The following is a 24,899-nucleotide window of genomic DNA, read 5'->3' on the forward strand; positions in this document are numbered from 1 at the left end:
GTTTCATCAACTAAAGCATCGCCCCCTTGTAGGGTGCGGTGCTTTGCGACATTCTTCTTTCCCATAAGGGAGAGAGAAAATGGCGCAATATGACCTGATCATCCGGGGCGGCACGATTGTGGATGGCACCGGGGCCGATAGCTTCAACGGCGATGTCGCCATCAAGGGCGGATTGATTGTGGCGGTAGGCAAGATCGAGGGCAGCGCGTCCGAAGAAATCGATGCCGCTGGAAAGATCATTACTCCGGGGTTTGTCGACATTCACACGCATTATGATGGGCAAGCGACCTGGGATCAGGAAATGGCCCCATCGAGTTGGCACGGCGTCACAACGGTCGTCATGGGCAATTGCGGGGTCGGCTTTGCACCGGCCAAGCCCGACCGGCACGAGTGGCTCATCAGCCTGATGGAAGGTGTGGAGGACATTCCCGGCACGGCCCTTGCCGAAGGGATGACCTGGAATTGGGAAACCTTCCCTGAATATCTTGAGGCGTTGGAGAAGCTGCCCCGCACGGTCGATGTTGGCACGCATGTTCCCCATGGTGCCGTGCGCGCCTATGTATTGGGAGAGCGCGAACAGCCGGGCGCCATGCCGACTGCGGATGATATTGCCGAAATGAGCCGCATCGTCGAAGAAGGTGTGCGCGCCGGTGCGCTGGGCTTCTCCACCTCGCGCACTGTGCTTCACAAGTCGGTTGATGGCGAACTCGTCCCCGGCACCACCGCCACCCCTCAGGAACTGATTGCAATTGGCCATGCAATGGGCCGAGCAGCAAAAGCGGGCGGCCATGCCGTGTTCGAAATGGCCAGCGACCTAAAGCGCGAATGGAACGAGTTCGACTGGATGGGGAAACTCAGCCGAGAAGCAGGTATCCCCGTAACTTTCGCCGCGTTGCAGTCCATTGCAAAGGAAATGTCTCTCGACGAACAGATCGCCGCGATGCGCGCCGAAAACAACAATGGCGCGCAAATTGTGGCGCAGATCGCGCTGCGCGGGAACGGGATCATCATGGCCTGGCAAGGAACGGTGAACCCATTTGCTTTTCGCCCCAGCTGGATGGCCATCAAGGATCGGCCTTGGGAGGAGCAGAAGGCCAAGCTGCTCGATCCCGCTTTCCGCGCAGCTCTGCTCGCCGAACCCAATGATTACACCGATGCTCCCAAGGACATTGGCGGGGTGGTGATGGTGATCTCGCAAGGCTGGGCGATGCAATATGAGATGGACCCCGATTTCGATTACGAGCCGGACGCCGAGGCGAGCATCAACGCCCGCGCCGCCGTCGCTGGCGTTTCGCCGCAAGAATACGCCTATGACCTGCTGTGCCGCGACGAAGGTAAGGGCTTCATTTACCTGCCTATCCTCAATTATGCTGACGGCAATCTCGATTTTCTGCATCCGCTCCAACACGCCGACGACACCGTAAATTCGCTCTCGGATGGCGGCGCGCATTGCGGAACGATTTGCGATGCCGCTTCGCCGACATTCATGCTCGAACACTGGGTGAAAAGCCGCAAGCGGGGGGCAAGGATTAGCCTGGAGCATGCAATCAAACGCCAATGTCGCGATACGGCGGTGCTGTACGGGCTAGAAGACCGCGGTGTAATCGCACCGGGTTACCTTGCCGATCTGAACGTGACCGACATGGATGCACTCAAGCTTGGCAAGCCGTGGCTGGCGTTCGATCTGCCTGCTGGTGGCAAGCGTTTGCTACAAAAGGCGGATGGTTATATCGCCACAATCAAGAGCGGCGTTGTCACCTTCCGTAACGGCACTTGGACCGGTGAAGCACCTGGCGGGTTAATTCGCGGCCCTCAAAGGGCCGAACTGGCCGAAGCAGCGGAGTAATGCACCCCACCCCGGTCAGGGTTCGATCACGATACCCTTGGCCGGGTCAATCTCACCTGCCATCATCGTCGCAAACACAGTGCGGGCCGCGCCAAGGCCGTGACGCCGCTCAATCGCGACGTGGCCATCGGCGGTCTTGATAAAGTCGTGCCACGCGGCTGCGATCAGCTTGCCACCATCTTGCGCCCCAAGTGTCTTGAAGAACGCGACCGCATGGTCTGGCGCAAAGAAAAGCGCAGGCTTGGGTCCGGGTAGTGGCTCGCCCCCGCCAAAGGTCGAGCGCGCCGCGATATGAGTCATTCCTACCAAGGACGAATGCGCCAGTGCATCCTCGAAATGATGGTGGATTCGCGCCAGCACGTCCGCATTGCCTGCAAAATCGACATTTACACTGCGCAAGACAGGCAGGCGCTCCAGATCGTCATAGGCCAGCACTTCATCGTAAAGCCCGCTCGCCAAAACAAATGCGACATTGCTCGCCGAAGTCAGCCCGATCCGCTTGATGGCAGCTGAGTTTTTGCGTGCCACACTTGCCAGACCCATCGCGGTCTTGGACGAAGCGCTAGTGACGATCAGCTGTTCTGCGCCAAACCAGGCGGCCTCACGCAGAAAGTATTCGATTAAAAATCCGGTGCGAAATAGCGGGCCAAAGATCATCCGCTCCGCCTCACGCGCCGGATTGTGCTCGGGGTCAGCCGCGAGGCGAGTGTAGCTGTTGTACACCGGGCTCATGGTCTGGCGATAATCAGTGGTGTCGAGGAAGCTGCTCACATTGATCCGACCCGGCACCACATCAAGATGGCTTGCCATTGGCAGGTAGCCGTAGATCCGCTCGCCAACACTGATGTCCGGGCAGCGGCTTTCGATGACCTGCGCATGGCCCCACACTGGCACGATGCCAAAGCCATCAGGCGCCGGGAAGAAGTCCCAATACCTAAAGCCGTCACCAACAACTGCATAGGTCACGTTGTTGGCGGTAATCGAGAAACTCTCGACCGCAAGCCGCAGCGCGCCATCGGGAAGCGGGCATAAAGGAACATCGGTCAGGACAGCATCGGTCAGATCACATTTGCGGACGTGAACTTGCGCAGCATTCATCGAAAAGCCCCCTCCGCCAAGGCAGAGCTCACACCCGCATCGGCATCAGCACGTAAAGAGCGCGCGCCTGTTCATTTTCACGGATCAACGTTGGCGCACCGGCATCTGCAAGATGCAGCTCCACCGTATCGCTGTCGATCTGGCCAAGAATATCCTTGAGGTAATTGGCGTTGAAGCCGATCTCTAAGCCCTCGGCACGGTATTCGGCGGCGATTTCTTCAGCAGCGGTGCCATTATCGGGCGATGTGACCGACAGCGTGACACGATCATTGTCGAGCCCGATCTTCACCGCCCGGGTTTTCTCGGTGGCAATGGTCGCGACGCGATCGACGCCAGAATAGAACAGCTTGGGATCGACCTTGAGCAGTTTGTCATTGGCGGTAGGGATTACCCGGCTGTAATCGGGGAAAGTGCCGTCAATCAGCTTGCTGGTCAGAACGACGCCGCCTTCGCCGCCCATGGTAAAGCGGATCTTGCTGGCCGAAAGGTCAATCAACACATTGCCATCCAGCGCTTCGTCAAGAAGCTTGCGAAGCTCTCCCACTGCTTTGCGAGGCACAATCACGTCGGGCATCCCGGCGGCGCCCTCGGGGCGCGGCAAGGTGAAGCGCGCCAAGCGGTGGCCGTCAGTGGCCGCGGCCTTGAGCAACGGCTCATCCTCGTCCGTCACATGGAAAAAAATGCCGTTGAGGTAGTAGCGGGTTTCTTCGGTCGAGATGGCAAACCGCGTACGGTCAATCAATTCGGCCAACAGCCGCGCGGGCAGTTCGAAACTTGTGGGCAAATCCCCTTCGACAATGACCGGGAAATCATCACGCGGCAGCGTGGGCAGTTTGAAGTTTGACCGGCCCGCCTTGACCTCCAGCCGGTTGTCGCTGGTCGTCAGGCTCACCTGGCTGCCATCGGGCAGTTTGCGCGCAATTTCGAACAGCAAGTGTGCTGACACGGTAATCGCACCCGCCTGATCGACGGACGAAGCCGACATCGTCTCTACCACCTGCAGATCGAGATCCGTAGCCATCACCCGCACCGATCCGCCGTCGCTGGCATCAATCAACACGTTGGAAAGGATCGGGATTGTATTGCGGCGCTCCACCACGGATTGAACATGGGAAAGGCACCGCAACAGCGTCGCGCGTTCAATCGTGGCCTTCATTGCTTGTCCCTATCGTTCCTGTCTGTTGCGTGGAGTTGCACGGAATCGCCCCCAAGCGCCGGAAAAGTCCCTGAAACCTTAGCGCGCAACGCGATACGGGCAAGCGGGCGGCTTTACGAGGGGGTATTGCGCTGGGGATAAGGCAAAGCAAAGCCCACGCAACGTTAACCGAGCATCGCCATCCCGCCATTAACGTGAAGCGTTGCGCCCGTCACATAAGCGGCTTCGCGGCTGGCGAGGAAAGCCACCGCAGCACCTATTTCCGCGCCTTCACCCATGCGGCCCATCGGGATGCGTCCGTTGATCGCGGCTTGCTGCTTTTCGTCCAGCGTCGATGTCATCGCCGTGCGGATGAAGCCTGGCGCTACGCAATTGGCGGTAATCCCGCGGCTGGCCACTTCCTGTGCAAATGCCTTGGTCATGCCGGTGAGGCCAGCCTTGGCTGCGCAATAGTTCATCTGCCCGGGATTGCCCGTCGCCCCAACCACGGACGTAATGTTAATGATGCGACCATAGCGAGCCTTCATCATCGGCTTGGCGGCGGCACGCATTAGCCGGAAGCTGGCTTCGAGATTGATGCGGATCACCTGATCCCATTCATCATCCTTCATCCGCATCCCAAGATTATCGCGGGTGATGCCGGCATTGTTGACGAGGATGTCCATTGTGCCGAGCGTATCGAGCATTGCTGGGATCAGCTCTTCCACCTGAGTTGCGTTGCCAAGATCGCACGTGATTTCGACATGGCCGTCATGATCGTGGTGTGGATAGGCCGCATTCAACTCGTCGCGAAACGCGCGCAGCTTTGCGGGGTTTGAGCCTGACAGGGCGAGCCGTGCGCCCTGGCTTGCCAACGCGTGGGCAATGGCTGACCCGATCCCGCCGCTCGCGCCGGTCACCAGCGCATTCATTCCATTCAGAGAAAACATCAGGCGATTTCCTTCGCGAAATCCTCAAGATCCTGCATGGTCACGAGGCTGGTCACGTGGGCGTCCCGATCGATCCGGCCCACCATCGGCCCGACCACCTTCCCGCCCAGTTCAACAAAGCTTTCGACGCCATCGGCGCGCATGGCAAGCACGCTTTCGCGCCAGCGCACGCGGCCTGTCACCTGTTCGATCAGCAGCGTACGTTCGGCTTCCGGGTCGGTGACAGCGGCAGCGGTGACATTGGCATAGAGCGGTAGAGTGAAGGCCTGCGGAGGGGTTGCTGTCAGCGCCTCGGCCATGCGCACGGCGGCTGGCGCCATCAGTGAGGAATGGAATGGTGCGGACACATTGAGGATCATGCCGCGCTTAATCCCGTGCTCCTTGACCAGCGCCACCGCCCGCTCAATCGCGCCGGTGTGGCCTGACAATACGACCTGCGAAGGGTCATTGTCATTGGCGATTTCGCAGATCTCACCCTGTGCAGCTGCTTCAGCCAGTGCCCTAGCCTGATCGATATCCGCGCCCAGCAGCACGGCCATCGTGCCCTCGCCCAGCGGCACAGCAGCCTGCATAACCCATCCGCGCAATTTCAGAAGCTGGGCCGTGTCGGCAAGACCGAACGCGCCGACCGCGCACAGGGCCGTATATTCGCCAAGCGAATGGCCCGCAACGCATTGGGCCACCTTAAGGATGTTGACGCCGAAGTCGTGTTCCAGAACGCGCAAAGTCGCGATCGCATTGGCCATGATCGCCGGCTGAGCATTTTCGGTAAGGGTGAGTCGCTCTTCTGGTCCTTCGCGCATCAAAACCGAAAGGTGCTGACGCAGCGCTTCGTCCACCTCACCGAACACATCGCGCGCTGCCTGGCTCGCCTCGGCCAGATCGGCGCCCATGCCGATTTTCTGACTGCCCTGTCCCGGAAAAATAAATGCGCGCATGGACGACCCTCTTTATGAGTTTTGGGGCGCGCCGTTACGTCCGCACGGGCGGACTGGCAAGGCCGAAGGGCACAACCCTGTTGGCAGACGTATGCCCGACAAGCGCCCGGCCGAGGTAGGGAATGCCGGCTCGCGCACACCAGAAACGAGCGATGTCTTCCTCGCTCTGGCCGAATTCAACGTAGTTTTCCGGCACATCTGTAATCGTCCCCAGCCTGAGGCCAGCGAGGCGCGGGAGCGTTCCGGCAAGATGAAAAAACAATCGGTCAATCGCGTAAAGATGTTCGGATACTTCTTCCACCATCACAACATGGCCGGTCAGATCGGGCATGATCGGCGTTCCGGCGATCATGGCCAACGTGATAAGGTTGAAAGCGGCGGCAGGCGTTGTCCCGTCGAGGCTTGGCTCCAACCCGCTGGTATCGCCGCCCAGCCATTTCAGTACTCGCCGGATTGCATCGCGCCCGCCTTCCGAACGCGCGCTGACGGGCATGTGGCCGTGGACGCTCTGCCCTATCCCCGCCCGGTAAAGTGCGGCCAGCATATAACCGCAATCGGAAAAGCCCACATAGGTCTTGGCCCGTGCAGCCTGGTTCATCCGGGCAACCGCAGCCTCGGCAATACGGTTCGAACCATAACCGCCCTTGGCGAACCATACGACATCGAAGGCAGGATCATTGGCACAATCGAGGAGCGCGGTGAGGCGTCGCAGATCGTCACCTGCAAAATGACCGTCACGCTCGAAACATTGATCGTGAAAAGTGACATTGTGGTTCGGAAATTCCGCCGCAATCAGCGCCGCGAGCGCGCTTTGATGCTCTCGGGTGATTGGCGTGGCGGGCGCACATATGGCGATATTCGTCATGCCGCGCAGCCTATGGCGCTTGTCAGGGAGGGCGCAAGCCAATAACCAAGCCGAATATGGATTATGGGTTCAAAGCCGGGTCGCTTACAGGGCGTCCGCTGTTCTTTTGCGGCATCGGCGGGTCCGGTATGCTGCCACTAGCGCAGATCGCGCAAGGGTTCGGCCATCCGGTGGCAGGATCGGACCGCAGCCGTGACCAAGGCCGCACGCCTGATAAGTTTGCATGGATGCAGAGCAATGGCTTCACTCTGTTTCCCCAGGACGGAAGCGGTGTCACGTCCTCCAATCAGGTTCTGATTGCCTCTGCCGCGATTGAGGACACGGTACCCGAAGTCGCTCAAGCGCGCGCGCTTGACTGCGAAAAGTTGAGCCGCGCTGAACTGCTCTCGGGCCTATTCAACGCAGCCGATTTCTCCATCGCGGTGGGCGGAACTTCAGGCAAATCGACAGTCACAGGGATGATCGCCTGGATCTTGGCCGAAGGTGGACACGATCCCACGGTGATGAACGGTGCGGTGATGAAGAATTTCGTCACCCCGGCCAACCCCTTTGCCAGCGCGCGGATCGGCAGGCCGGCGCTGTTCGTCAGTGAGGTTGATGAAAGCGACGGTTCCATTTCGCTTTATCGGCCGACTATCGGCGTGCTGCTTAATGTCAGCCTTGATCATAAGAGCATCGAGGAACTGCGTGCCCTGTTCGGCAAGTTCGTTGCCACAGCCGGGACTGCTGTCATCAATCTTGACAGTCCAGAAGCCGCCTATCTTCTGCCAAAGGCTGATGGCGCCGTGACCTTCGGGATCAAGACGCGGAGCGCCGATATCACGGTCGAACCGGATTCCATCGATCAGAGCGAACTTGGCGTCCGCGCCGCAGTGATCGATAATCGCAAGCGCGAGGTGTTTCCGCTGATCCTGCCGATGCCGGGGCTGCATAACCTGTCCAACGCGCTGGCCGCCATCGCGGCGGCAAGTGCAGCCGGTCTTAGTATAGCGCACGCGACCTACGCGCTGCGCAGCTTCGAGGGTTTGGCGCGCCGGTTCGACGTGATCGGCACGACGTCGTCCGACATCACGGTGATTGACGATTTTGGCCATAACCCTGAAAAATGCGCGGCGACCTTGCGCACCTTGAAAACCACACACGGCAGGGTAATCGCTTTCTTCCAGCCCCATGGCTACGGCCCTTTGCGCCAGATGGGTGCTGAGCTTGCCCGGACCTTCGCACGCGAACTGGCGCCGGATGACATCACCATCTTCAGCGACCCTGTCTATTACGGCGGGACAGTCGATCGTAGCGAAGGCAGCGAAAGGGTCACCGGCCTTATCAACACTGCCGGGGGGCAGGCCGAACATATCGCCTTACGCGATGATTGCGCCGACCGGATCATCGCCCTTGCCCGCCCTGGTGACCGTATCGTGGTCATGGGCGCGCGCGATGATACCCTGACGGAGTTCGCCCAATCGATCCTCGCCCGCCTGGCATGACGCTTTATTCACGCGCCGCGCGTCATGCCTGGCGGATGCTGGGGGCCGTGGCTTTTGGCGTGCTGTTGGTTGTCACGGTCGACCGGCTCTATGGTCATTCAACGCTCGCCTTTGTGGCAGCGATCTTGCTGCTCTTGATCGTTAATGCGCCGATGCTGCGCTTCAATTGCCAGCGCTGCGCCAAGAACGCGTTCTTCCGGGGGATATTCGTGGTCCCTTGGCCGAACCGGATCTGCACCCGTTGCGGACTGGACCTGAGCCAGACCGATTCCCGAAATCGCTGACGGGCGCAATCAAGCGAGCAGGCTTAGCGCAAGGCCGCTTACAGAGCAGAGGGCTAGTATGCGTAGAACTTGCCATTTGAAAACAAAGGCCAAGATGCAGGCCAGTATAGCCAACCCGGCGGCACGCACATCAAAGCTAGCTTGATCGGGCCAGTAGAGACGCAGCAGCCCAAACCGCGCCTCGCCGACCGACGCAAACAGCACGTGAAGCGCGAACCAGGCTGTCAGATTGGCAATCACGCCGACCACCGCAGCCGTCACGGCGGCCAGCCCACCCTTGATGCGCACTGCGTTACCGAGCCGGTCGATCCACGGCGCGAAGGCAAAAATCCACATAAAGCACGGCGCGAAAGTGACCCAGGTTGTAACCGCCGCGCCAAGCAAACCGGCAATCAGCGGCGAAAACGGATCTGGCGCGCGGAAGGCGGCAAGATAGCCGACAAATTGCATGACAAGGATCAGCGGCCCTGGGGTCGTCTCGGCAAGACCCAACCCGTCGGCCATTTCGCCCGGCCGCAGCCACCCGAAGCCCTGTACCGCCTCCTGCGCCATGTAGGCGAGCACCGCATAAGCACCGCCGAAGGTGACGACGGCTAGCTGCGAAAAAAATACGCCGATTTCCCAAAGCACATGATCCTGCCCCAGCGTCATGGCAATCAACAGCATCGGTGAGGCCCAGATTGCAGACCAGACTGCGACTGACAGGAAGGTGCTGCGCCACGGTTGGGGTGTTGGCAGCCCGTCGCTCCCGCCCGGTCGGACAGCGAGCCATTCCGGCCGCACTGCGGCAACCGCTATGCCGATCACCCCGGCACCCAGAACAATTAACGGAAACGGCAGATCAAGAAAGAAAAGTCCCGCAAATGCAGCCACAGCCAAAACGCGTTTAAGTGTGGTTTCGAGCGCGCGCGCGCCGATACGCACCAGAGCCTGCACCACGATCGCCAATACCGCGGCCTTGATCCCGAGGAACACAGCGGCCACCCATGCAAGGTCGGCTGCAAGAGCATAAAGCACCGAAAGCGCAAGGATGACGAGCGCGCCGGGAATGACGAACAGCGTTCCCGCCGCTAGCCCTCCGCGCCAACCGTGTAGCCGCCAGCCGGTCCAGGTCGCCAGTTGCTGGGCTTCGGGTCCGGGGAGCAGGTTGCAGAAATTGAGTGCGTGGAGGAAATCCTGCTCCTCGATCCAGTCGCGCTCTTCGACCAATTCGCGGTGCATCAGGCCGATCTGTCCGGCAGGCCCTCCGAAACTGAGAAAGCCGATGCGGGCAAACACCGGCAACAGTTCACGAAAGGAAACGCGGTGGGCGGGACTGGGCGCTGCCATCATGCGCTGCCGGGAGAGGTCGTTTCGCACAAGGAACTAAAGCGCCTTACGGCCCTCCTCTTCGCGCATGATTGCACGCTGATATGCTGGCCGTGCCATCAGTCGCGCACGATAGATCTTGAGACTCTCTGGCACGCCGCCGTCCAGTCCGACGCTTTCAGCGAGGACCAGCGCGTATCCAACGCAAATGTCCGCGACCGTGAATCGATCGGCACACAGGAACTCGCGCCCTTCGAGGCGCTGATCGATCTTGATCAGGCGCTTGTGGAACCACTTGGCATAGGCATACCCTGCTTCAGCCAATCCTTTGTCTTTTTCGAAGATCGCAAAGCGCATGAAAACGGTTTGCGGGAAGGTGATCGTGGCGTCAGCGTGAAAGGTGTAATCGCAGTAAGCAGCGTAATCTGGCTCGCCCGGTGCTACGGCGAGGTGGGTAAAGCCGTCACGGGTGGCGAGATAATGGGCGATAGCGCAGCTTTCGGTGAGCCGCGCATCGCCATCGACCAGCAAAGGCACAGTGCCGAGAGGATTCAGCGCCATGAACTCCGGTGCAAGGTAACGGGGCGGGAACGGCAGGATCCGAAGGTCGATATCGATACCCGCCTCCTCTGCTGCCCAAGTGGCGCGCAGCCCTCTTGAACCGGCGCAGGTGTAAAGTGCTGGCTGGGTCATGGATGGGCGACCTGATGTCCCTCATCCGCGCCCACAGCCATCACTTTATGCAATACGAATGCAATGATGCCGCCCAGAACAAGTCCGACCAATCCCGACAAGATAGCATAGGTCAACCAACCTAGGACGCCGCTCGCAGCGCCGACAGCGTCCCGTACGGCATATTCCGCGCCGTGGACGACGTTATAGATCGCGTCGAACCCGACTTCGTGCGTGCCGTGAACGATGATCCCCCCGCCAACCCACAGCATAGCCAGCGTGCCAACGATCGACAGGAAAACCAGCAACTTGGGCACGAAACGCAGCAGAAAATGCCCGAATTTCTGCTTGGCATTGCTGGCCTGCTTGGTGAGATAAAGACCGATGTCGTCGATCTTCACGATGAAGCCGACCGCGCCGTAAACCACCACCGTCACGACAATCGCCACCAGCGCGAGCGCGATGCCGCGTTCCCACCAAATGTCCAGATTAAGCTCGGCCAGCGTGATCGCCATGATTTCAGCTGAAAGAATGAAATCGGTACGGATCGCGCCGGCCACGCGCTTGTTTTCGAACGCAACAGGATCGCTGATCTCGTCTTCCAACGTCGCGCCATGCTTGGCTGCGCCGAGTTTCTCCAAGACCTTTTCCGCCCCTTCATAACATAGAAAAGCCCCGCCCAGCATCAGCAACCAGATGATCGCTCCTGGCAAAAACTCGGATAGCAACAATGCGGCCGGCAAAAGGAACAACAGCTTGTTCTTGAGACTGCCTTTGGCGATTTTCCAGATGATCGGCAATTCACGTGCAGGCGAAAGACCGGTGACGTAGCTTGGCGTCACGGCCGCATCGTCAATCACCACCCCAGCAGTCTTGGCGCCGGCGCGGCTGGCAGCCACGCCGATATCATCAATTGAAGCAGCCGCCGCCCTAGCAATGAGTGTAATATCGTCGAGTAATGCGACAAGACCTGACGGCATAACGTTCCCTCTCACGCGAATCACGCAGTGTTCCTCACCGACTGCCCGTCCGCCTGCCGCGCGGCAAGCCTTGCAATTCTTCGCCAACGCTGTAAGGGGCGCTCTTCGCACGGGAACCGCCCTGCGATTGTTTGAAGAAAGCCGGAGGGGCCCCGTGCAATCGGCACGGACAAGCCAGCGATCGGCATGGAAGTGAAAGGACGCGAGATGGCTCTGTATGAGCACGTCTTTCTCGCACGTCAGGATCTGAGCCAAGCTCAGGTTGACGCGCTGGCGGCGCAAGCCACCGAAATCGTCGAGGCCGGCAAGGGCAAGGTCGTCAAGACCGAAACCTGGGGCCTCAAGTCGCTTGCTTACAAGATCGAGCGTAACCGCAAGGCGCATTTCGTGCTGCTCAACATCGAAGCCCCCGGCTCGGTTGTGGCAGAACTCGAACGCCAGACCCGTATTAACGAAGACGTCATCCGCTACATGACCATTCGCGTGGACGAACACGAGGAAGGCCCCAGCGTGATGATGCGCAAGAACGAGCGCGAGCGTAAGCGTCGCGATGCACGTGAGGATCGCGACTGATGGCACGTCCTTTTTTCCGCCGCCGCAAGTCCTGCCCGTTCGCGGCCAAGGACGCCCCCAAGATTGATTACAAGGACGTGCGCCTGCTGCAGGGTTTCATGTCCGAGCGTGGCAAGATCGTGCCTTCGCGCATCACCGCCGTTTCGGCGAAAAAGCAGCGTGAACTGGCCCAGGCGATCAAGCGCGCCCGCCAGATCGGCCTCTTGCCGTTCATCGTGAAGTAGGGAGAAGCGACAATGAACATCATTCTCCTTGAGCGCATCGAAAAGCTCGGCTCGATCGGTGACGTTGTCACCGTTAAGGACGGCTACGCGCGTAACTTCCTGCTGCCGCAGAAGAAGGCTCTTCGCGCAAACGAATCCAACAAAAAGGTTTTCGAAGCCAACCGTGAACGGCTGGTCACCGAGAACGCCGAGCGTCGCTCGGCTGCTGAATCGCAGGGCGAAAAGGTGGCAGGCGCAGAAGTGGTGCTGATCCGCGCCGCTTCGAACGCCGGCCAGCTGTACGGTTCGGTCAGCGTGCGCGATATCGTCGCTGGTCTTGCCGATCAGGGCCATGACGTTGACAAGCGCATGGTTATCCTTGGCGCACCGATCAAGAACATCGGTATGCACAATGTAACCGTTGCCCTGCACCCTGAAGTCCGCGTGACTGTTAAGGCGAACGTCGCCCGCTCGGACGACGAAGCCAAGCTGCAAAGCGAAGGCGTCGACGTACTTGCGCAGATGTTCGAAGACGAACAGCGCGAGATTGAGGAACAGGCCGATGCGACCCGTATCGAACCTGGCCTTGAGCCCGGCGAAATCCCGGCAGAATTGATGGAAGACGGCGAAGAGTGATCGTCGCGGCTTAGTCAGCCAATTATTGTCGCAAGAGGGCGCGGAGATCGGAATGGTCTCCGCGCCCTTCTTGTAACAGGCCACGACTTGCGCAAAGGTCCTGACGCACAACGATAACAAGAAGGGAGCAGAACACCTGCCATGATCGACATTCCCGCAATCCTTGCCCAATTGCAGCAGCACTATGACGATGCGGTGCGCACTTTGCGCGACGATGTGATCGCCTTCGGGCGCGATGGCACGCTGCCGTCCCCGTCGAAACGCACTGATGGCAGCTATGCCTATCCGCAGCTCACATTGCGCTATGCCGGGATCGGCGCTCCGCGCGATCGTAGTCGGGCATTCGGTCGGCTGGAGATGCCGGGAACCTACACCACGACGATCACCCGCCCGGATCTCTTCGCGCAGTACCTCACCGAACAGCTGCAACTGATTGCAGACGAATACGACATCGACGTGCGCGTAAGCCGGTCGCGGCAGGAAATTCCCTTTCCTTATGTGCTGGATGGTGAAGCTGGCGCAGCGATGGTGGGCATATCACCGCAGGATATCGCAAGCCATTTTCCCTCCACCGATCTTGCGCTGATTGGCGATGAGCTGGCCGACGGGATCGAAATTGACAGCACCAACGACATTCCGCTTTCGCTGTTTGACGGCTTGCGGACCGACTATTCACTCGCCCGGCTGAAGCATTACACCGGCAGCGAAGTCAGCGATTTTCAGGACTTCATCCTGTTCACGAACTACCACCGCTATGTCGATGAATTCGTGAACTGGGGCGCTACGCAAATCGGCACCGAAGGATATGTTGCGCTGACAGGAGCCGCGGGGCTGAATATCCGTGAGCCGACCGCCCATGCGCAGGACCAGCTCAACGACACCGCCTGGCGCCGCCACCAAATGCCCGCCTATCACCTCGTCCGCGATGATGGTCGTGGGATCACGCTGGTCAATATCGGCGTCGGCCCCTCCAACGCCAAGACGATCTGCGATCACCTTGCGGTGTTGCGTCCACACGCGTGGATGATGATCGGCCATTGTGGCGGGCTGCGCTCAACCCAGAAGATCGGTGATTTCGTGCTCGCTCATGCGTACCTGCGCGATGATCACGTGCTTGACGCGGTCTTGCCGCCCGAAGTTCCTATTCCTCCGATTGCCGAAGTGCAGCAGGCCATGGCGGGCGCTGCGGAAAAAGTCAGCGGCGTGCAGGGCGCCAACCTCAAACAGCGCATGCGCACCGGCACGGTTGTCACCACCGATGATCGCAATTGGGAGCTGCGCTATTCCTCCTCGGCCAAGCGGTTCTCGCAAAGCCGGGCCATCGCGATCGACATGGAAAGCGCGACTATCGCAACACAGGGCTATCGCTTCCGAGTCCCTTACGGGACGCTGCTGTGCGTGTCAGACAAACCGCTGCACGGCGAGATCAAACTGCCGGGCCAGGCGAACAAGTTTTACGAAGAGGCCATCGCGGCCCACCTGCAAATGGGCATTGTGGCGGTTGCAAGGCTACGGGACGAAGGCGACCGGCTGCATAGCCGCAAACTGCGCGCATTTAACGAGCCGCCGTTTCGATGAGACCTCAAGGCGGCAGCGGTCGATTTACAGCCCGTCGCTGCCGCTCGTGAGTTCGATTTCCATATCGTCTGCGGTTGCGGCCACGGCGTCTATGACAGTTCCGAGGTCCGTGCTGCTTATCGGTTCGGCAATCTTGGCAACAAAGTAGACAACCTCGCCTCGAATTTCCCAGCTGCCAATCTTGTTTTCGCTGGCATTTTCCAGCAGCATTACAGCCTTTGCGCCATTGATCTCGTGTTCTTTGACCAAAGCCGCGGGGCAAAGATTTCACGGATTGTAATGCCAGTCATTGTTTCGGTGCTACCCGCCACAAATATTAATTGGGTGCGCTTTTCTTCGGGGTAGCTGACGACGATCTTGTAGTCACCGTCGCCGTCGATTTCATAACTCAGATCGAGCTCGTCGAGGCGCGTTTCTACCGTCGAGTCATTCGCTTGCACCGCAGCACTGATGAGCGCGGTCGCGAAGAAAGCCAACCGCAGTCCGGGCATTATTACGAGCTTCATTCATCCCTCTTTTCTTCTTCAATATCGAAGATTATCACCCTCGCCCCTTCGTCCTCGTCTGCCCATCCTTCGCGTTGGCCGCGATGAAGTCGATGATCTGACCTGCCACATCTTTGCCCGTCGCGCTTTCGATGCCTTCGAGTCCGGGCGACGAATTGACTTCCATGATGACGGGGCCGTAGTTGGAGCGCAGCATATCTACCCCGCACACGTTCAGCCCCATGTGCTTGGCTGCGCGCACGGCGGTGGAGCGTTCCTCGGGCGTAATTTTAATCACTTGAGCGCTTCCGCCGCGATGCAGGTTGGACCGGAATTCGTCCGGCGCGCCGGTACGCTTCATCGCGGCAACCACCTTGCCGCCCACAACCAGCGCGCGGATATCGGTGCCGCCAGCTTCCTTGATGAACTCCTGCACCAGAATGTTGACGTTGGCCCCGCGAAACGCCTCAATCACCGATTTGGCGCTGCTCATCGTTTCCGCCAGAACAACACCGATCCCTTGCGTGCCTTCCAGCAATTTGATGACCACTGGCGGCCCTTTGACCGCGCGGATAATCTCTTCCGCTTGCTTGGGATCATTGGCATAGGCCGTCAGCGGCAGGCCCAATCCGTGCTTGGCGAGGATCTGCAAGGATCGCAGCTTGTCACGGCTGCGCCCGATCGCAACGCTTTCATTCAGGGACCAGCTGCCGCGCATTTCGAACTGCCGCAGGATCGCCAGGCCATAATTGGTGATTGAGGCCCCGATACGCGGGATCACCGCATCATAGGCCTCAATCGGCGCACCATTATAGAACACCTCGGGACGATGGCTGGCGATATGCACCGTGCAGCGCAGCGTATTGAGGATGTCGAGGCTATGGCCGCGCGCTTCGGCGGCCTCTTTCAGCCGCTTGTGCGAATAAAGGTTGGCGTTGCGCGCCAGCATCGCGATTTTCATGAGGTGCCTTTCGAGTCCGGCGTTTTACCGGCGGGTCAGCCCTTTATCTGCATTTCCCGGCGATTGCAGCCACGAATGACCGCTATCAACCACCATGCGCCGCCTGAGTGCGGTACGCCCGATCAGCATCGGGAATTGCATCTGGGACCGGTCCGCCAGACTGATTTCTGCCCGGAAGTTAAGATTACCGATTGTCAGCGGCGTCTTGATGACAAAGCGGGTCTGCTGATCGCCGTTCGAACTGGTGATGCCGCGCAGATCAACGTGTACTGCCTCACAGGTGTGGCGGACGCCGTCCCAGTTGACGGCGAAGCGAACAAATCGTTCGCCGTCACGCTGGAAATCGTCGAGGACATCGGCGTGAAGCGAGGATGTGCGCGCGCCGGTGTCGATCTTGGCGGGAATGTCCGTCAGGCCGAGTTCAGGCAGGCTGACGAGTTCGCGCCAGCCTACCATCATCGGCGTGCGCTGGCTCACCAACCGGCGACCTCGCCCTTGTTCTGCTGTTCCAGCCACGTCATTAGCGGTGCGAAGTATTCGACCATCGCGGTGCCGTTCATCTGACGCTCGCCGGTGAAGGCTTCCAGAGCATCGGGCCAAGGCTTTGATGCACCCAACTCCAGCATGGCATCCAGTTTCGCACCGACTTCCTTGTTGCCGTAGAACGAGCAGCGGTGCAGCGGCCCTTCCCACCCGGCAGTGTCGCAGGCAGCCTTGTAGAACTGGAACTGCAGCAACCGCGCAAGGAAGTAACGGGTGTAGGAGACGTTGCCCGGAATGTGATATTTTGCGCCTGCGTCGAAGCCGGCGGGATCACGCTCAACCGGTGGAACGACACCCTGATAATCACGGCGCAGATCGTTCCAGCCCGTATTGGTGGCGGCTTCTGGGATTGAGCCGTCAAACAAGCCCCAGCGATACCGGTCAAGCAGCAGCCCAAATGGCAAAAACGCGACCTTATCCATCGCCTGACGCAGCAGCAGGCCAATATCCTTGTCGGCGCTCGGCACGTCCTTGGAGTCAAGCAGTTCAATCTGCACCAGATATTCTGGCGTGATCGACAGCGCGATCATATCGCCAATCGCTTCGTGAAAGCCGTCATTTGCACCGGTCAGGTGCAGAAAATCCTGCTTGTTGTAAGCGCGCTGGTAGTAATTGTGGCCCAATTCGTGGTGGATCGTGGTGAAGTCGTCCGCGTTAGGCTTGATGCACATCTTGATGCGCAGATCATCGACATTGTCGAGGTTCCAGGCCGAGGCATGGCACACCACTTCACGGTCGGCTGGCTTGGTAAACTGGCTACGCTCCCAGAAGGTTTCGGGCAGCGGATCAAAGCCCAGCGAGGAGAAGAACTGCTCGCCCACCTTGGTCATCTTGATCGCATCGAGATCCTTCTTCGCGATCAGATCGGTAAGGTCATATCCAATGTCACCTGCACCTGCCGGCGCCACGAGGGGGTAAATATTGCCCCATTCCTGCGCCCACATATTGCCCAGAAGATCGGCGCGGATCGGGCCGGTGCGCGACTGCACGGCATCGCCATACTTGTCGTTCAGCTTGCCGCGGACATAGGTGTGCAGCGCAATGTAAAGCGGCTTCACCTCCTGCCACATCCGCTCAGTCTCGCCGGCAAATTCTTCCGGACTCATGTCATAACCTGAACGCCACATCGCGCCAAAATCGGCAAAGCCCAATTCCTTGGAACCTTCGTTGGCGAGCGCGGTCATCCGGGTGTAATCCTCCCGCATCGGCGCGCCCACATTGTCGTGCCAGCTGGCCCACATTTCTTGCAATTCGGCAGGGGTGCGTTCGAGATTGCCCATCTCGGCCTCGATATCGCTGCCATTGATCGGCGCGCCATTAAGCGTGCCCTTGCCGCGCCCATAGGCCGAGCCAAGGCGCGTGGCGATGTCGTTCAATTCCGCGGCGGCGCCCGGCCGGTTTGGCGCAGGGAGCGAGATGCTGTTGCGCAGCATATCGAGCTTGCGCGTGGTTTCGGCATCGAGTCCAACGATCCGGGCATAACGCGCAGCCTCAGTGGCGAAGGCGACCTGCTTCAACGTCAATTCCGACCCATACTTCGCGGCGAGCGTATCGGTATCATGATTGATGTAGGTCGCATTGACCCAAGAAATATGCGCAAACTCGACCGAGAACGCCGCGAGGTCGGCTTCTACCTTTGCGATCCAGGCGCGCGCATCTTCGGGCGTGAGCGATTCGGCAGCGACAGGGGCCGCGGCTTCCTGAGCCATCAGAGGCGTTGCAACAGCTATAGCCAACGCAGCAGCGGCGGCGCTGCGAAGCAAGGGGGCAGCAAATTTCATCAGTGGTCGTTCCCGTCAGTCATGTGACAATGGCGAGCGGTTTGAACCTCCGTGCGCCGGGAATCAACCCGCAGCGGTCAGACCAAGAGAAAGCGGGTGATGGCTTCGCCGAACTCTGGCTTGGTTACGCTGTTGAGGTGCGTACCCGGAACCGCGATATATTTGGCGTCCGGGAGCAGCGCGGCCAGTTCCGCGGCGGAACCATTGTCATCATCCTCTTCGCCGCAGATCAGCGCGGTTGGCATGGTAATGCCGGCTAGGCGCGCGAGATCGAAATCATCCATTGCGTCCAGCAATAATCTTGCCGCAACCCGGTCAATGCCTTGCGACTTCAGGAACGTGCGCGCCGTGTAGGCGGAATCGCCGGGCTTGATCGTGTCGAATTCGTCGATCACCCGCTTGAAATGCGCGGCACGCCGTTCCCATTGGACGAGCCCCGCAACGCCCATCCCGCATATCGCCAAGCGGCGCGGATCGAGAATGCCGTAACCCACCGCATGCATCACGGTACGCGCGCCAAGCGAAAAGCCCACAAGGTCGAAGCCGCCGGGTTCCAGACCGAGATGTTCAACCATAGCAACAACATCGCGCACCAGCACGCCGGCGGGATAGGCGCTGACGTCACGCGGGGCTTCGCTCGCACCGTGCACCCGAAAGTCCATCATGATTGCCTGAAACCCTGCCGCTGCAAGCCGCGCGCCATGGCCCCATTTGATCCAATTCATGTGTGAGGACGAAAACAACCCGTGAAGCAAGACGACTGGGCGGCCTTCACCCTCGGTATGGACAGCAAGACGCGCGCCATCGAAACTGACAAAGTGCTCGCTCAACCGGGTCATGCTTCGTTCAACGGAAGAAACACTGCGTTCCGGCGTAAAGCATTTCGACTTTGTCGCCCGCAATGAAACCGCCGATGTTGTTGCCAAGCGCGAATTCTTCACCAAGCGTGCTGCCATCGACAGGAGCAAACCCCGTCGCTGCCTCTACCGCCGCCCGTGCCGATCCGACCTGCACGTCACCCGGCAGACCGACGGTGCCGGTGGGTGCGGCGTCACCATCTTGCCGCGCATGCCAATTCCAGCCGACGAGCCGCCCCTTTTGAAAATGCGCGGTCAATCCGCCCGCAAAGTCAGTGAAGGTGATCGGACCTGCTCCGCATTCGGCATTTTGGCCCGATCGCAGCGACGCGCCCAGTGTTTTGGTCAACGCGCCTTCGACTTCGGCCTGTCCGGCAGCAAAGTAGAAGGCTTCGGAACCGGCGGACAACCCATCGCCGCGCAGTTCGACTGCGTTGGCAGCGACCGCGCTCTGCGCCGCTTCGCCCTGCTGACGTTCGGCCGGGCTGGGCACATCGCCATTGTCACATCCGGTCAAAGCCAGAGCGCCTGTCAAAGCCAGAAGAGCAAACCGCATCAGCTTTAGCCTTTCTTCAGATGTCGGCGTCCGAGCAATTCGGCAATCTGCACCGCGTTCAGCGCCGCGCCCTTGCGCAGATTATCGGACACGCACCACAGCGTGATGCCGTTTTCAACCGTGGGGTCTTCGCGCACCCGGCTAATGAAAGTCGCAGCGTCGCCAACACATTCCACCGGGGTGATGTAGCCGCCATCTTCACGCTTATCGATCAGCATGACGCCGGGCGCTTCGCGCAGGATATCCATCGCCTGTTCGGCCGAGATCTCGTTTTCGAATTCGATGTTCACCGCCTCGGAATGGCCGACAAACACCGGCACCCGCACACAGGTGGCGTTCAGCTTGATCTTGGGATCGAGGATTTTCTTGGTTTCGACCACCATTTTCCATTCTTCCTTGGTTGATCCATCATCCAGGAAGTCATCAATGTGCGGGATCACATTGAAGGCGATCTGCTTGGTGAATTTGGAGGGTTCCACCGGATCACCGACAAAAATTGCACGGCTTTGCTGGAACAGCTCGTCCATGCCCGCCTTGCCTGCGCCCGATACCGATTGGTAGGTCGAGACGACGACGCGCTTGATCTTGGCAAAGTCATGCAGCGGCTTCAGCGCGACGACCAGCTGTGCGGTGGAGCAGTTGGGGTTGGCGATGATGTTGCGCGCGGTGTAGCCATCGATCGCGTCCGGGTTCACTTCCGGCACCACCAACGGCACATCGGGATCCATGCGGTAGAGCGACGAATTATCGATCACGATGCAACCGGCAGCCGCTGCCTTAGGGGCATATTCCTTGGCCGGGCCTGAGCCTGCGGCAAACAGCGCAATGTCCCATCCAGCCCAGTCGAAATGCTCGATATTCTTGCACTTGAGCATCTTGCCGGTGTCGCCGAACTCAACTTCACTGCCCACCGAGCGGCTCGAAGCGACCGCAGCGACCTCGTCGCACGGAAATTCTCGCTCGGCGAGAACCTGCATTATCTCGCGCCCGACATTGCCGGTCGCACCGACCACTGCCACCCGATAACCCACTACACGTTCTCCTTGAACCCTGGCTGCGCGAGATAGCGTGCGCTGCCCCCAGCGCAACCGCTATCGTCGCTGTGCAGACCTATTCGCCCGGCGGCGGCGTCACACCATGCGCATTCAGAAAGCGCATTATGCTGTTCCAGACGTGCGGCCCGATCTTTTCACCTGATACGCGGTGGGTGTAGCCTGGGTAGAGCATCATCTCGAACGGCGTGTTGCTTTCCTGAAGCACGCTAATCAGTTCCGATGAGTTTTCGAACACCACATTGTCGTCCGCCATGCCGTGGATCAGCAGCAGGGGATCGCTGATCTTCGAGGCGTCGGGGATAGCGCTGGCCCTCTCGTACGCCTCGGGCACTTCGCGCGGGTCGCCCATGTAGCGTTCGGTGTAGTGGGTGTCATAAAGCTCCCACCGGGTTACCGGCGCGCCGGAAATGCCGGCGGCGTAGAGGCCGGGGTCGGCTTCCAGCTGCTTCAACGTCATGTAGCCGCCATAGGACCACCCGTAGATCGCGACCTTGTTCGGATCGACGAAATCGAGGCTTTTGAGGAACTGCGCGCCCGCCCTCTGATCGCGGACCTCAGCCGTACCCATGGCCCGGTAAAGTGGCTGCTCAAAATCGACGCCCCGGTTGGCCGATCCGCGATTGTCGAGAACGAAATAGATGTACCCCTTGTCGACGATCGACTGCGCCAGCGCCCCGCCCCAACCCTTCGTCACCATCTGCGGGCCGGGGCCGCCGTAGTGGCTGAAGAACACCGGGTAACGTCTGCCCGGCTCGATAGCGGGCTTCAGCATCATCCAGTGCAGCGGCGTGCCATCCTCGGCAGCGATGGTGCCATATTCGGGCGTCACATGGCCCGAAAGGTACGGCGCATAAGGGTGATCGCCTGCGACGCGATTTTCCTCGATCCAGGCTACCTGCTTGCCATCGGGTGTTGCGAGGTAGGACTGCGGCGGCTGGCTGGGTGCCGATCGGGTGACGTACAGCAGCCGCCCTGCCCCATCCATGCTGGCATTGTTGGTGAAGGCAGGATCGGTAAGCAGTTGCGGCTCCCCCGTCCCATCAAGCCGCGCGCGATAGATCTGTTGGGTCAACACGTCGGCGGTGGCTTGATAGATGAACGTGCCGGCTGCCTCATCCACTCCGACAAGCGACGTGGTGGGCGAAGTGCCGCTGGTCAATTGCTGCCACTGCCCATCTGCATAGCGATAGAAATGCCCATAACCATTGCGCTCCGACCACCACAGCAACGATCCGTCCTTGAGAAAGCGGTAATTGTCGGAAAGATTGACCCAGTAATCGGGCCGCGCCGCGCTTTCGGTAAACCAAACCGTGCTTGCGCCTGTGGCCGGATCAACCCGGAGCATATCGGTTTTGGTTTGCGCGCGGTTCTGCCGCTGAACAAAGACCGCGCTGCCATCCCGCGCCCAATCAACGCGGGCAACATAGATATCGAGATCGAGCCCAAGGTCGATCTTCACGCTGTCCGTGCCGTCCGGGTTCATGACGAACAGCTCAACCACCGCGTTATCGGTTCCCGCCGCCGGGTAGCGTTGGTCAAACACCTTGGTGCCGGTTGCGCCGATCGCTGCGCGGGTCACAATGCCCACACTGGCTTCATCAGTGCGCTGGACCACGATGCGGCTGTCATCGGGCGACCACCAATATCCGGACAAACGCGCCATTTCCTCCTGCGCGACAAATTCGGCTTCGCCCCAGCGGATCGTCTCGGCCTCATCTGCGGGCGTGATTGGCTGCGCCTCACCACCGACCGGGCCGGTCCACAGCCGCCGATCGCGCACGAAGCTGACATAACCGCCTTTGGAGGACAATTTGGGATTAAGCTCAGTGCCCTCGGTATCGGTCAACCGGGTGACGCTACCGTCTAGCTTTGCCAGGAACAGATCACCGTCGAGCGGCACGAGCACGCCAGAGCCATCACTTGCCCATTGATAGGTGATGATGCCTTTCAAGCTGCCGACGCGGGCGCGCTCACGCTGCATTTTCTCGTCTTCGGACAATTCGCGGCCGGTTCCCAGCTTTTCAGAATCGACCAGCATCCGCCATTCGCGACTCTCGATATCATAGCCCCAAAGGTCGTACCGCTCACGATCGTCGGCGCGGTTGCGCAGCAAGGTGAGATAACGGCCATCAGGGGCCAACTTCACCTGCCGCGGCGCAGGGCCATCAAGGCCGGGGCTGGCGAAAACCCGCTCAAACCTGAGCATCGGAGCCTCCTCAGTCATGGCGTCCTGCGCAAACACCGGTGTTGTCAAGCAGGTGGAAAGAGACAAGGCAACCGCAGCTAAAACCAAACGCATCCAAAAGCTCACCTCTTCATCGCGGGCCGCCTGGTGGCCGCGCGCGTCTTTCCTCGCAATGACGACGCGGAATGGCAAGGGGCGCAAACGAAAAGGGCGGCGCCTTGCAGCGCCGCCCTTCACAAATTCGGTGGCTGGTAAGCCTTACGCCTTGGGCGCGTAATCGCGACGTTCGACGATACGCGCGCTCTTGCCGGTGCGGCCGCGCAGGTAATACAGCTTGGCACGACGCACCACACCGCGGCGAACCACGGTGATGGTTTCCACGATCGGCGAATAGAGCGGGAAGACACGCTCGACGCCTTCGCCGAAGCTCATTTTGCGGACGGTGAAGTTGCTGCCCATGCCGCGGTTCGAACGGGCGATCACGACGCCTTCGTAGTTCTGAACACGCTCACGGTTGCCTTCCTTCACCTTCACGCCGACGCGGACGGTATCGCCTGCGCGGAATGTCGGGATGTCCTTACCGGACTTGGCGATTTCTTCGGCTTCAATCTGTTTAATCAGGTTCATGACCTGCGTTCCTTCGTTCACGCCGCGCGCCAGAGGCAGGCTGGACCCGAGCGCCCTCATAGCGCTCCCACAAATCCGGCCTGCGTAACCGTGTGTCTTGCTCGCTTCTTGCCTTGCGCCAAGCAGCGATCTTCGCATGATCCCCCGATCGCAGCACTTCGGGGATCGTGCGCCCTTCCCATTGCTGAGGCCGGGTATAGTGCGGATATTCGAGCAGGCTTTGTTCAAAGCTCTCTTCATCCCCGCTGGAAGCCGCGCCCATTACGCCGGGAAGCAGCCGAATGCAAGCATCAAGGATGGTAAGCGCGGCCATCTCACCGCCCGACAGCACGACGTCGGCGAGGCTGACCTGTTCGATCTGCGGTCGCGCCTCGAACAAGCGTTCGTCGAACCCTTCAAAGCGCCCGCACAGAATGATGACGCCGGGGCCGCTGGCAAGATCGCGGATGCGCGCCTGTGTGATCGGCGCCCCCCGCGGGGTCATGGCAAGGACAGAGCGCCCAGCGACCGGCGTGCTGTCGAGGGCACGTGCCAGTACATCACACTTCAGCACCATGCCCGCCCCGCCGCCAGCGGGCGTATCATCGACGGTGCGGTGCTTGTCTGTGGCGAAGTCGCGGATCTGCACGGTTTCACAGGCCCACTTACCTTCAGCCATGGCACGGCCGGCGAGGCTGTGCCCGAGTGGCCCGGGAAACATCTCAGGGTAGAGCGTGAGGATGGTGGCAGCGAAGGTCATTTATGGCGCAGAAACGCCCAAACGGCCTTCCAGAACTTCGCTTCGAGCACCATCAACTTCGCGATCCATCCTGGCATCGCGAATTCTCGTTCAAGCGTCTTAGCTTCCACATTCTGGCGATAGACGGCACCAATCATCTTCCAAAGAAACCAGCCCTCGAAAGCAACGACGCCGATCAACGCCATATTGCGTAGGGCAGAAAGCTCGCTGATGATGAACTGATTGGTTTGCGGCACGATTAGGCTTGCAGCGAATAGGCCGGTCCCGGCGATCCCCAGGCACCGAAGCAACTGGGCCTTGCGTGTCAAGTCGGAGGCGAAAGCGCTAAGATAAAGCGTCGGCAGGAAGACGCAAAGATCAAACAGCGCAACCCACTCGCTGCGCGGATAGGCCGTCCAATCCAGAGTGCGCGCAAAACCCCATTCGATTGCAATGACGATCGGCAAAGCTAGGAGGAAAAACCATTTTTCGCTCGGCCTGCGCAATTTCCAGTCCATTGCAATGTACTTCCTTGATGCGGTCTTTACTGACGGCGCCGATGTCTTTGATGCGCTGCGTTT

Annotated in this window: 27 protein-coding genes; 7 read left to right on the plus strand and 20 right to left on the minus strand. The window is 59.8% G+C overall.

The annotated features are described in order from the left end of the window. Positions 1-79 precede the first annotated feature (79 nt). On the plus strand, positions 80-1,846 hold the full coding sequence (locus ACRANW_RS11280) for an N-acyl-D-amino-acid deacylase family protein (RefSeq protein WP_479431881.1): 1,767 nt from the start codon (positions 80-82) through the stop codon (positions 1,844-1,846). A 15-nt stretch (positions 1,847-1,861) separates the two neighbouring features. On the opposite strand, the gene ACRANW_RS11285 is transcribed toward ACRANW_RS11280, so the two are convergent. The 5 genes from ACRANW_RS11285 to ACRANW_RS11305 form a co-directional block, all read right to left on the minus strand. Further along, positions 1,862-2,944 carry a DUF2855 family protein gene (locus ACRANW_RS11285; protein WP_479431882.1) on the minus strand — a complete coding sequence of 361 codons (1,083 nt, stop codon included), beginning with the start codon at positions 2,942-2,944 and terminating at the stop codon, positions 1,862-1,864. 28 nt (positions 2,945-2,972) lie between these two features. Beyond that, positions 2,973-4,100 (minus strand): DNA polymerase III subunit beta, encoded by a 1,128-nt coding sequence (gene dnaN, locus ACRANW_RS11290; protein WP_479431883.1) that lies wholly within the window; start codon positions 4,098-4,100, stop codon positions 2,973-2,975. 164 nt (positions 4,101-4,264) lie between these two features. Continuing rightward, positions 4,265-5,029, minus strand: a complete 765-nt coding sequence (gene fabG, locus ACRANW_RS11295; RefSeq protein WP_479431884.1) for a 3-oxoacyl-[acyl-carrier-protein] reductase — start codon at positions 5,027-5,029, stop codon at positions 4,265-4,267. Beyond that, positions 5,029-5,967, minus strand: coding sequence for an ACP S-malonyltransferase (gene fabD / locus ACRANW_RS11300; protein ID WP_479431885.1), 939 nt, complete (start codon positions 5,965-5,967; stop codon positions 5,029-5,031). The genes fabG and fabD overlap by 1 nt, the downstream gene beginning before the upstream one ends. 34 nt (positions 5,968-6,001) lie before the next feature. Next, on the minus strand, positions 6,002-6,832 hold the full coding sequence (locus tag ACRANW_RS11305) for an LD-carboxypeptidase (RefSeq protein WP_479431886.1): 831 nt from the start codon (positions 6,830-6,832) through the stop codon (positions 6,002-6,004). A gap of 56 nt (positions 6,833-6,888) precedes the next feature. Between ACRANW_RS11305 and ACRANW_RS11310 the strand changes: the two genes are divergently transcribed. Beyond that, a complete protein-coding gene (locus tag ACRANW_RS11310; protein WP_479431887.1) occupies positions 6,889-8,316 on the plus strand; it encodes a Mur ligase family protein in 1,428 nt (475 codons plus the stop codon). Beyond that, entirely contained in the window at positions 8,313-8,600 is a 288-nt protein-coding gene (locus ACRANW_RS11315) for a hypothetical protein (protein ID WP_479431888.1), read from the plus strand. The genes ACRANW_RS11310 and ACRANW_RS11315 overlap by 4 nt, the downstream gene beginning before the upstream one ends. Positions 8,601-8,609: 9 nt before the next feature. Here ACRANW_RS11315 and chrA read toward each other — a convergent pair whose 3' ends face one another. Genes chrA through ACRANW_RS11330 form a run of 3 tightly spaced genes read right to left on the minus strand, consistent with a single transcriptional unit; the run spans position 8,610 to position 11,560 of the window. After that, positions 8,610-9,932, minus strand: a complete 1,323-nt coding sequence (gene chrA / locus ACRANW_RS11320) for a chromate efflux transporter (RefSeq protein WP_479431889.1) — start codon at positions 9,930-9,932, stop codon at positions 8,610-8,612. Between the two features lie 33 nt (positions 9,933-9,965). Beyond that, a complete protein-coding gene (locus ACRANW_RS11325; protein ID WP_479431890.1) occupies positions 9,966-10,601 on the minus strand; it encodes a glutathione S-transferase family protein in 636 nt (211 codons plus the stop codon). After that, a complete protein-coding gene (locus ACRANW_RS11330; RefSeq protein ID WP_479433930.1) occupies positions 10,598-11,560 on the minus strand; it encodes a DUF808 domain-containing protein in 963 nt (320 codons plus the stop codon). The genes ACRANW_RS11325 and ACRANW_RS11330 overlap by 4 nt, the downstream gene beginning before the upstream one ends. Before the next feature lie 207 nt (positions 11,561-11,767). On the opposite strand from ACRANW_RS11330, the gene rpsF reads away from it, so the two are divergent. The 4 genes from rpsF (at position 11,768) to ACRANW_RS11350 (ending at position 14,550) form a co-directional block, all read left to right on the plus strand. Then, positions 11,768-12,133: a 30S ribosomal protein S6 gene (gene rpsF / locus ACRANW_RS11335; protein ID WP_479431891.1), complete on the plus strand. Its 366-nt coding sequence runs from the start codon at positions 11,768-11,770 to the stop codon at positions 12,131-12,133. Continuing rightward, positions 12,133-12,357 carry a 30S ribosomal protein S18 gene (rpsR, locus tag ACRANW_RS11340; protein ID WP_017665523.1) on the plus strand — a complete coding sequence of 75 codons (225 nt, stop codon included), beginning with the start codon at positions 12,133-12,135 and terminating at the stop codon, positions 12,355-12,357. Before rpsF ends, rpsR begins: the two co-directional genes overlap by 1 nt. A 12-nt stretch (positions 12,358-12,369) precedes the next feature. Next, a complete protein-coding gene (rplI, locus tag ACRANW_RS11345) occupies positions 12,370-12,972 on the plus strand; it encodes a 50S ribosomal protein L9 (protein WP_479431892.1) in 603 nt (200 codons plus the stop codon). 141 nt (positions 12,973-13,113) lie between these two features. Then, the gene (locus ACRANW_RS11350; protein WP_479431893.1) at positions 13,114-14,550 is read left to right on the plus strand and encodes an AMP nucleosidase; all 1,437 of its coding nucleotides are present in this window, start codon (positions 13,114-13,116) and stop codon (positions 14,548-14,550) included. Positions 14,551-14,574: 24 nt separating this feature from the next. Here the strand turns inward: ACRANW_RS11350 and ACRANW_RS11355 are convergent, their stop codons facing one another. The 12 genes from ACRANW_RS11355 to ACRANW_RS11410 all read right to left on the minus strand — a co-directional run bounded on the left by ACRANW_RS11355 (position 14,575) and on the right by ACRANW_RS11410 (position 24,785). Next, positions 14,575-14,760 carry a hypothetical protein gene (locus ACRANW_RS11355; protein WP_479431894.1) on the minus strand — a complete coding sequence of 62 codons (186 nt, stop codon included), beginning with the start codon at positions 14,758-14,760 and terminating at the stop codon, positions 14,575-14,577. Beyond that, positions 14,760-15,041 (minus strand): hypothetical protein, encoded by a 282-nt coding sequence (locus ACRANW_RS11360; RefSeq protein ID WP_479431895.1) that lies wholly within the window; start codon positions 15,039-15,041, stop codon positions 14,760-14,762. Before ACRANW_RS11360 ends, ACRANW_RS11355 begins: the two co-directional genes overlap by 1 nt. Before the next feature lie 49 nt (positions 15,042-15,090). Continuing rightward, a complete protein-coding gene (gene rimK / locus ACRANW_RS11365; RefSeq protein ID WP_479431896.1) occupies positions 15,091-15,996 on the minus strand; it encodes a 30S ribosomal protein S6--L-glutamate ligase in 906 nt (301 codons plus the stop codon). A gap of 24 nt (positions 15,997-16,020) precedes the next feature. After that, positions 16,021-16,473, minus strand: a complete 453-nt coding sequence (locus tag ACRANW_RS11370; RefSeq protein WP_479431897.1) for an ATP-dependent zinc protease family protein — start codon at positions 16,471-16,473, stop codon at positions 16,021-16,023. Beyond that, a complete protein-coding gene (locus ACRANW_RS11375; protein WP_479431898.1) occupies positions 16,470-18,320 on the minus strand; it encodes a M2 family metallopeptidase in 1,851 nt (616 codons plus the stop codon). Before ACRANW_RS11375 ends, ACRANW_RS11370 begins: the two co-directional genes overlap by 4 nt. Positions 18,321-18,397: 77 nt before the next feature. After that, entirely contained in the window at positions 18,398-19,159 is a 762-nt protein-coding gene (locus tag ACRANW_RS11380; protein ID WP_479431899.1) for an alpha/beta fold hydrolase, read from the minus strand. 7 nt (positions 19,160-19,166) lie between these two features. Continuing rightward, complete coding sequence (locus tag ACRANW_RS11385) at positions 19,167-19,733, minus strand: aspartate-semialdehyde dehydrogenase (protein WP_479431900.1); 567 nt, start codon at positions 19,731-19,733, stop codon at positions 19,167-19,169. A gap of 5 nt (positions 19,734-19,738) precedes the next feature. Then, entirely contained in the window at positions 19,739-20,764 is a 1,026-nt protein-coding gene (locus tag ACRANW_RS11390) for an aspartate-semialdehyde dehydrogenase (protein ID WP_479431901.1), read from the minus strand. Positions 20,765-20,843: 79 nt separating this feature from the next. After that, the gene (locus tag ACRANW_RS11395) at positions 20,844-23,087 is read right to left on the minus strand and encodes a S9 family peptidase (protein WP_479431902.1); all 2,244 of its coding nucleotides are present in this window, start codon (positions 23,085-23,087) and stop codon (positions 20,844-20,846) included. Between the two features lie 144 nt (positions 23,088-23,231). Then, on the minus strand, positions 23,232-23,600 hold the full coding sequence (rplS, locus tag ACRANW_RS11400) for a 50S ribosomal protein L19 (RefSeq protein WP_479431903.1): 369 nt from the start codon (positions 23,598-23,600) through the stop codon (positions 23,232-23,234). Further along, the gene (gene trmD, locus ACRANW_RS11405) at positions 23,587-24,339 is read right to left on the minus strand and encodes a tRNA (guanosine(37)-N1)-methyltransferase TrmD (protein ID WP_479431904.1); all 753 of its coding nucleotides are present in this window, start codon (positions 24,337-24,339) and stop codon (positions 23,587-23,589) included. The genes rplS and trmD overlap by 14 nt, the downstream gene beginning before the upstream one ends. Next, complete coding sequence (locus tag ACRANW_RS11410; RefSeq protein WP_479431905.1) at positions 24,336-24,785, minus strand: hypothetical protein; 450 nt, start codon at positions 24,783-24,785, stop codon at positions 24,336-24,338. Before ACRANW_RS11410 ends, trmD begins: the two co-directional genes overlap by 4 nt. Positions 24,786-24,899: the final 114 nt, after the last annotated feature.

The organism is Erythrobacter sp. 'gip.4 top 5', from assembly GCF_056495765.1.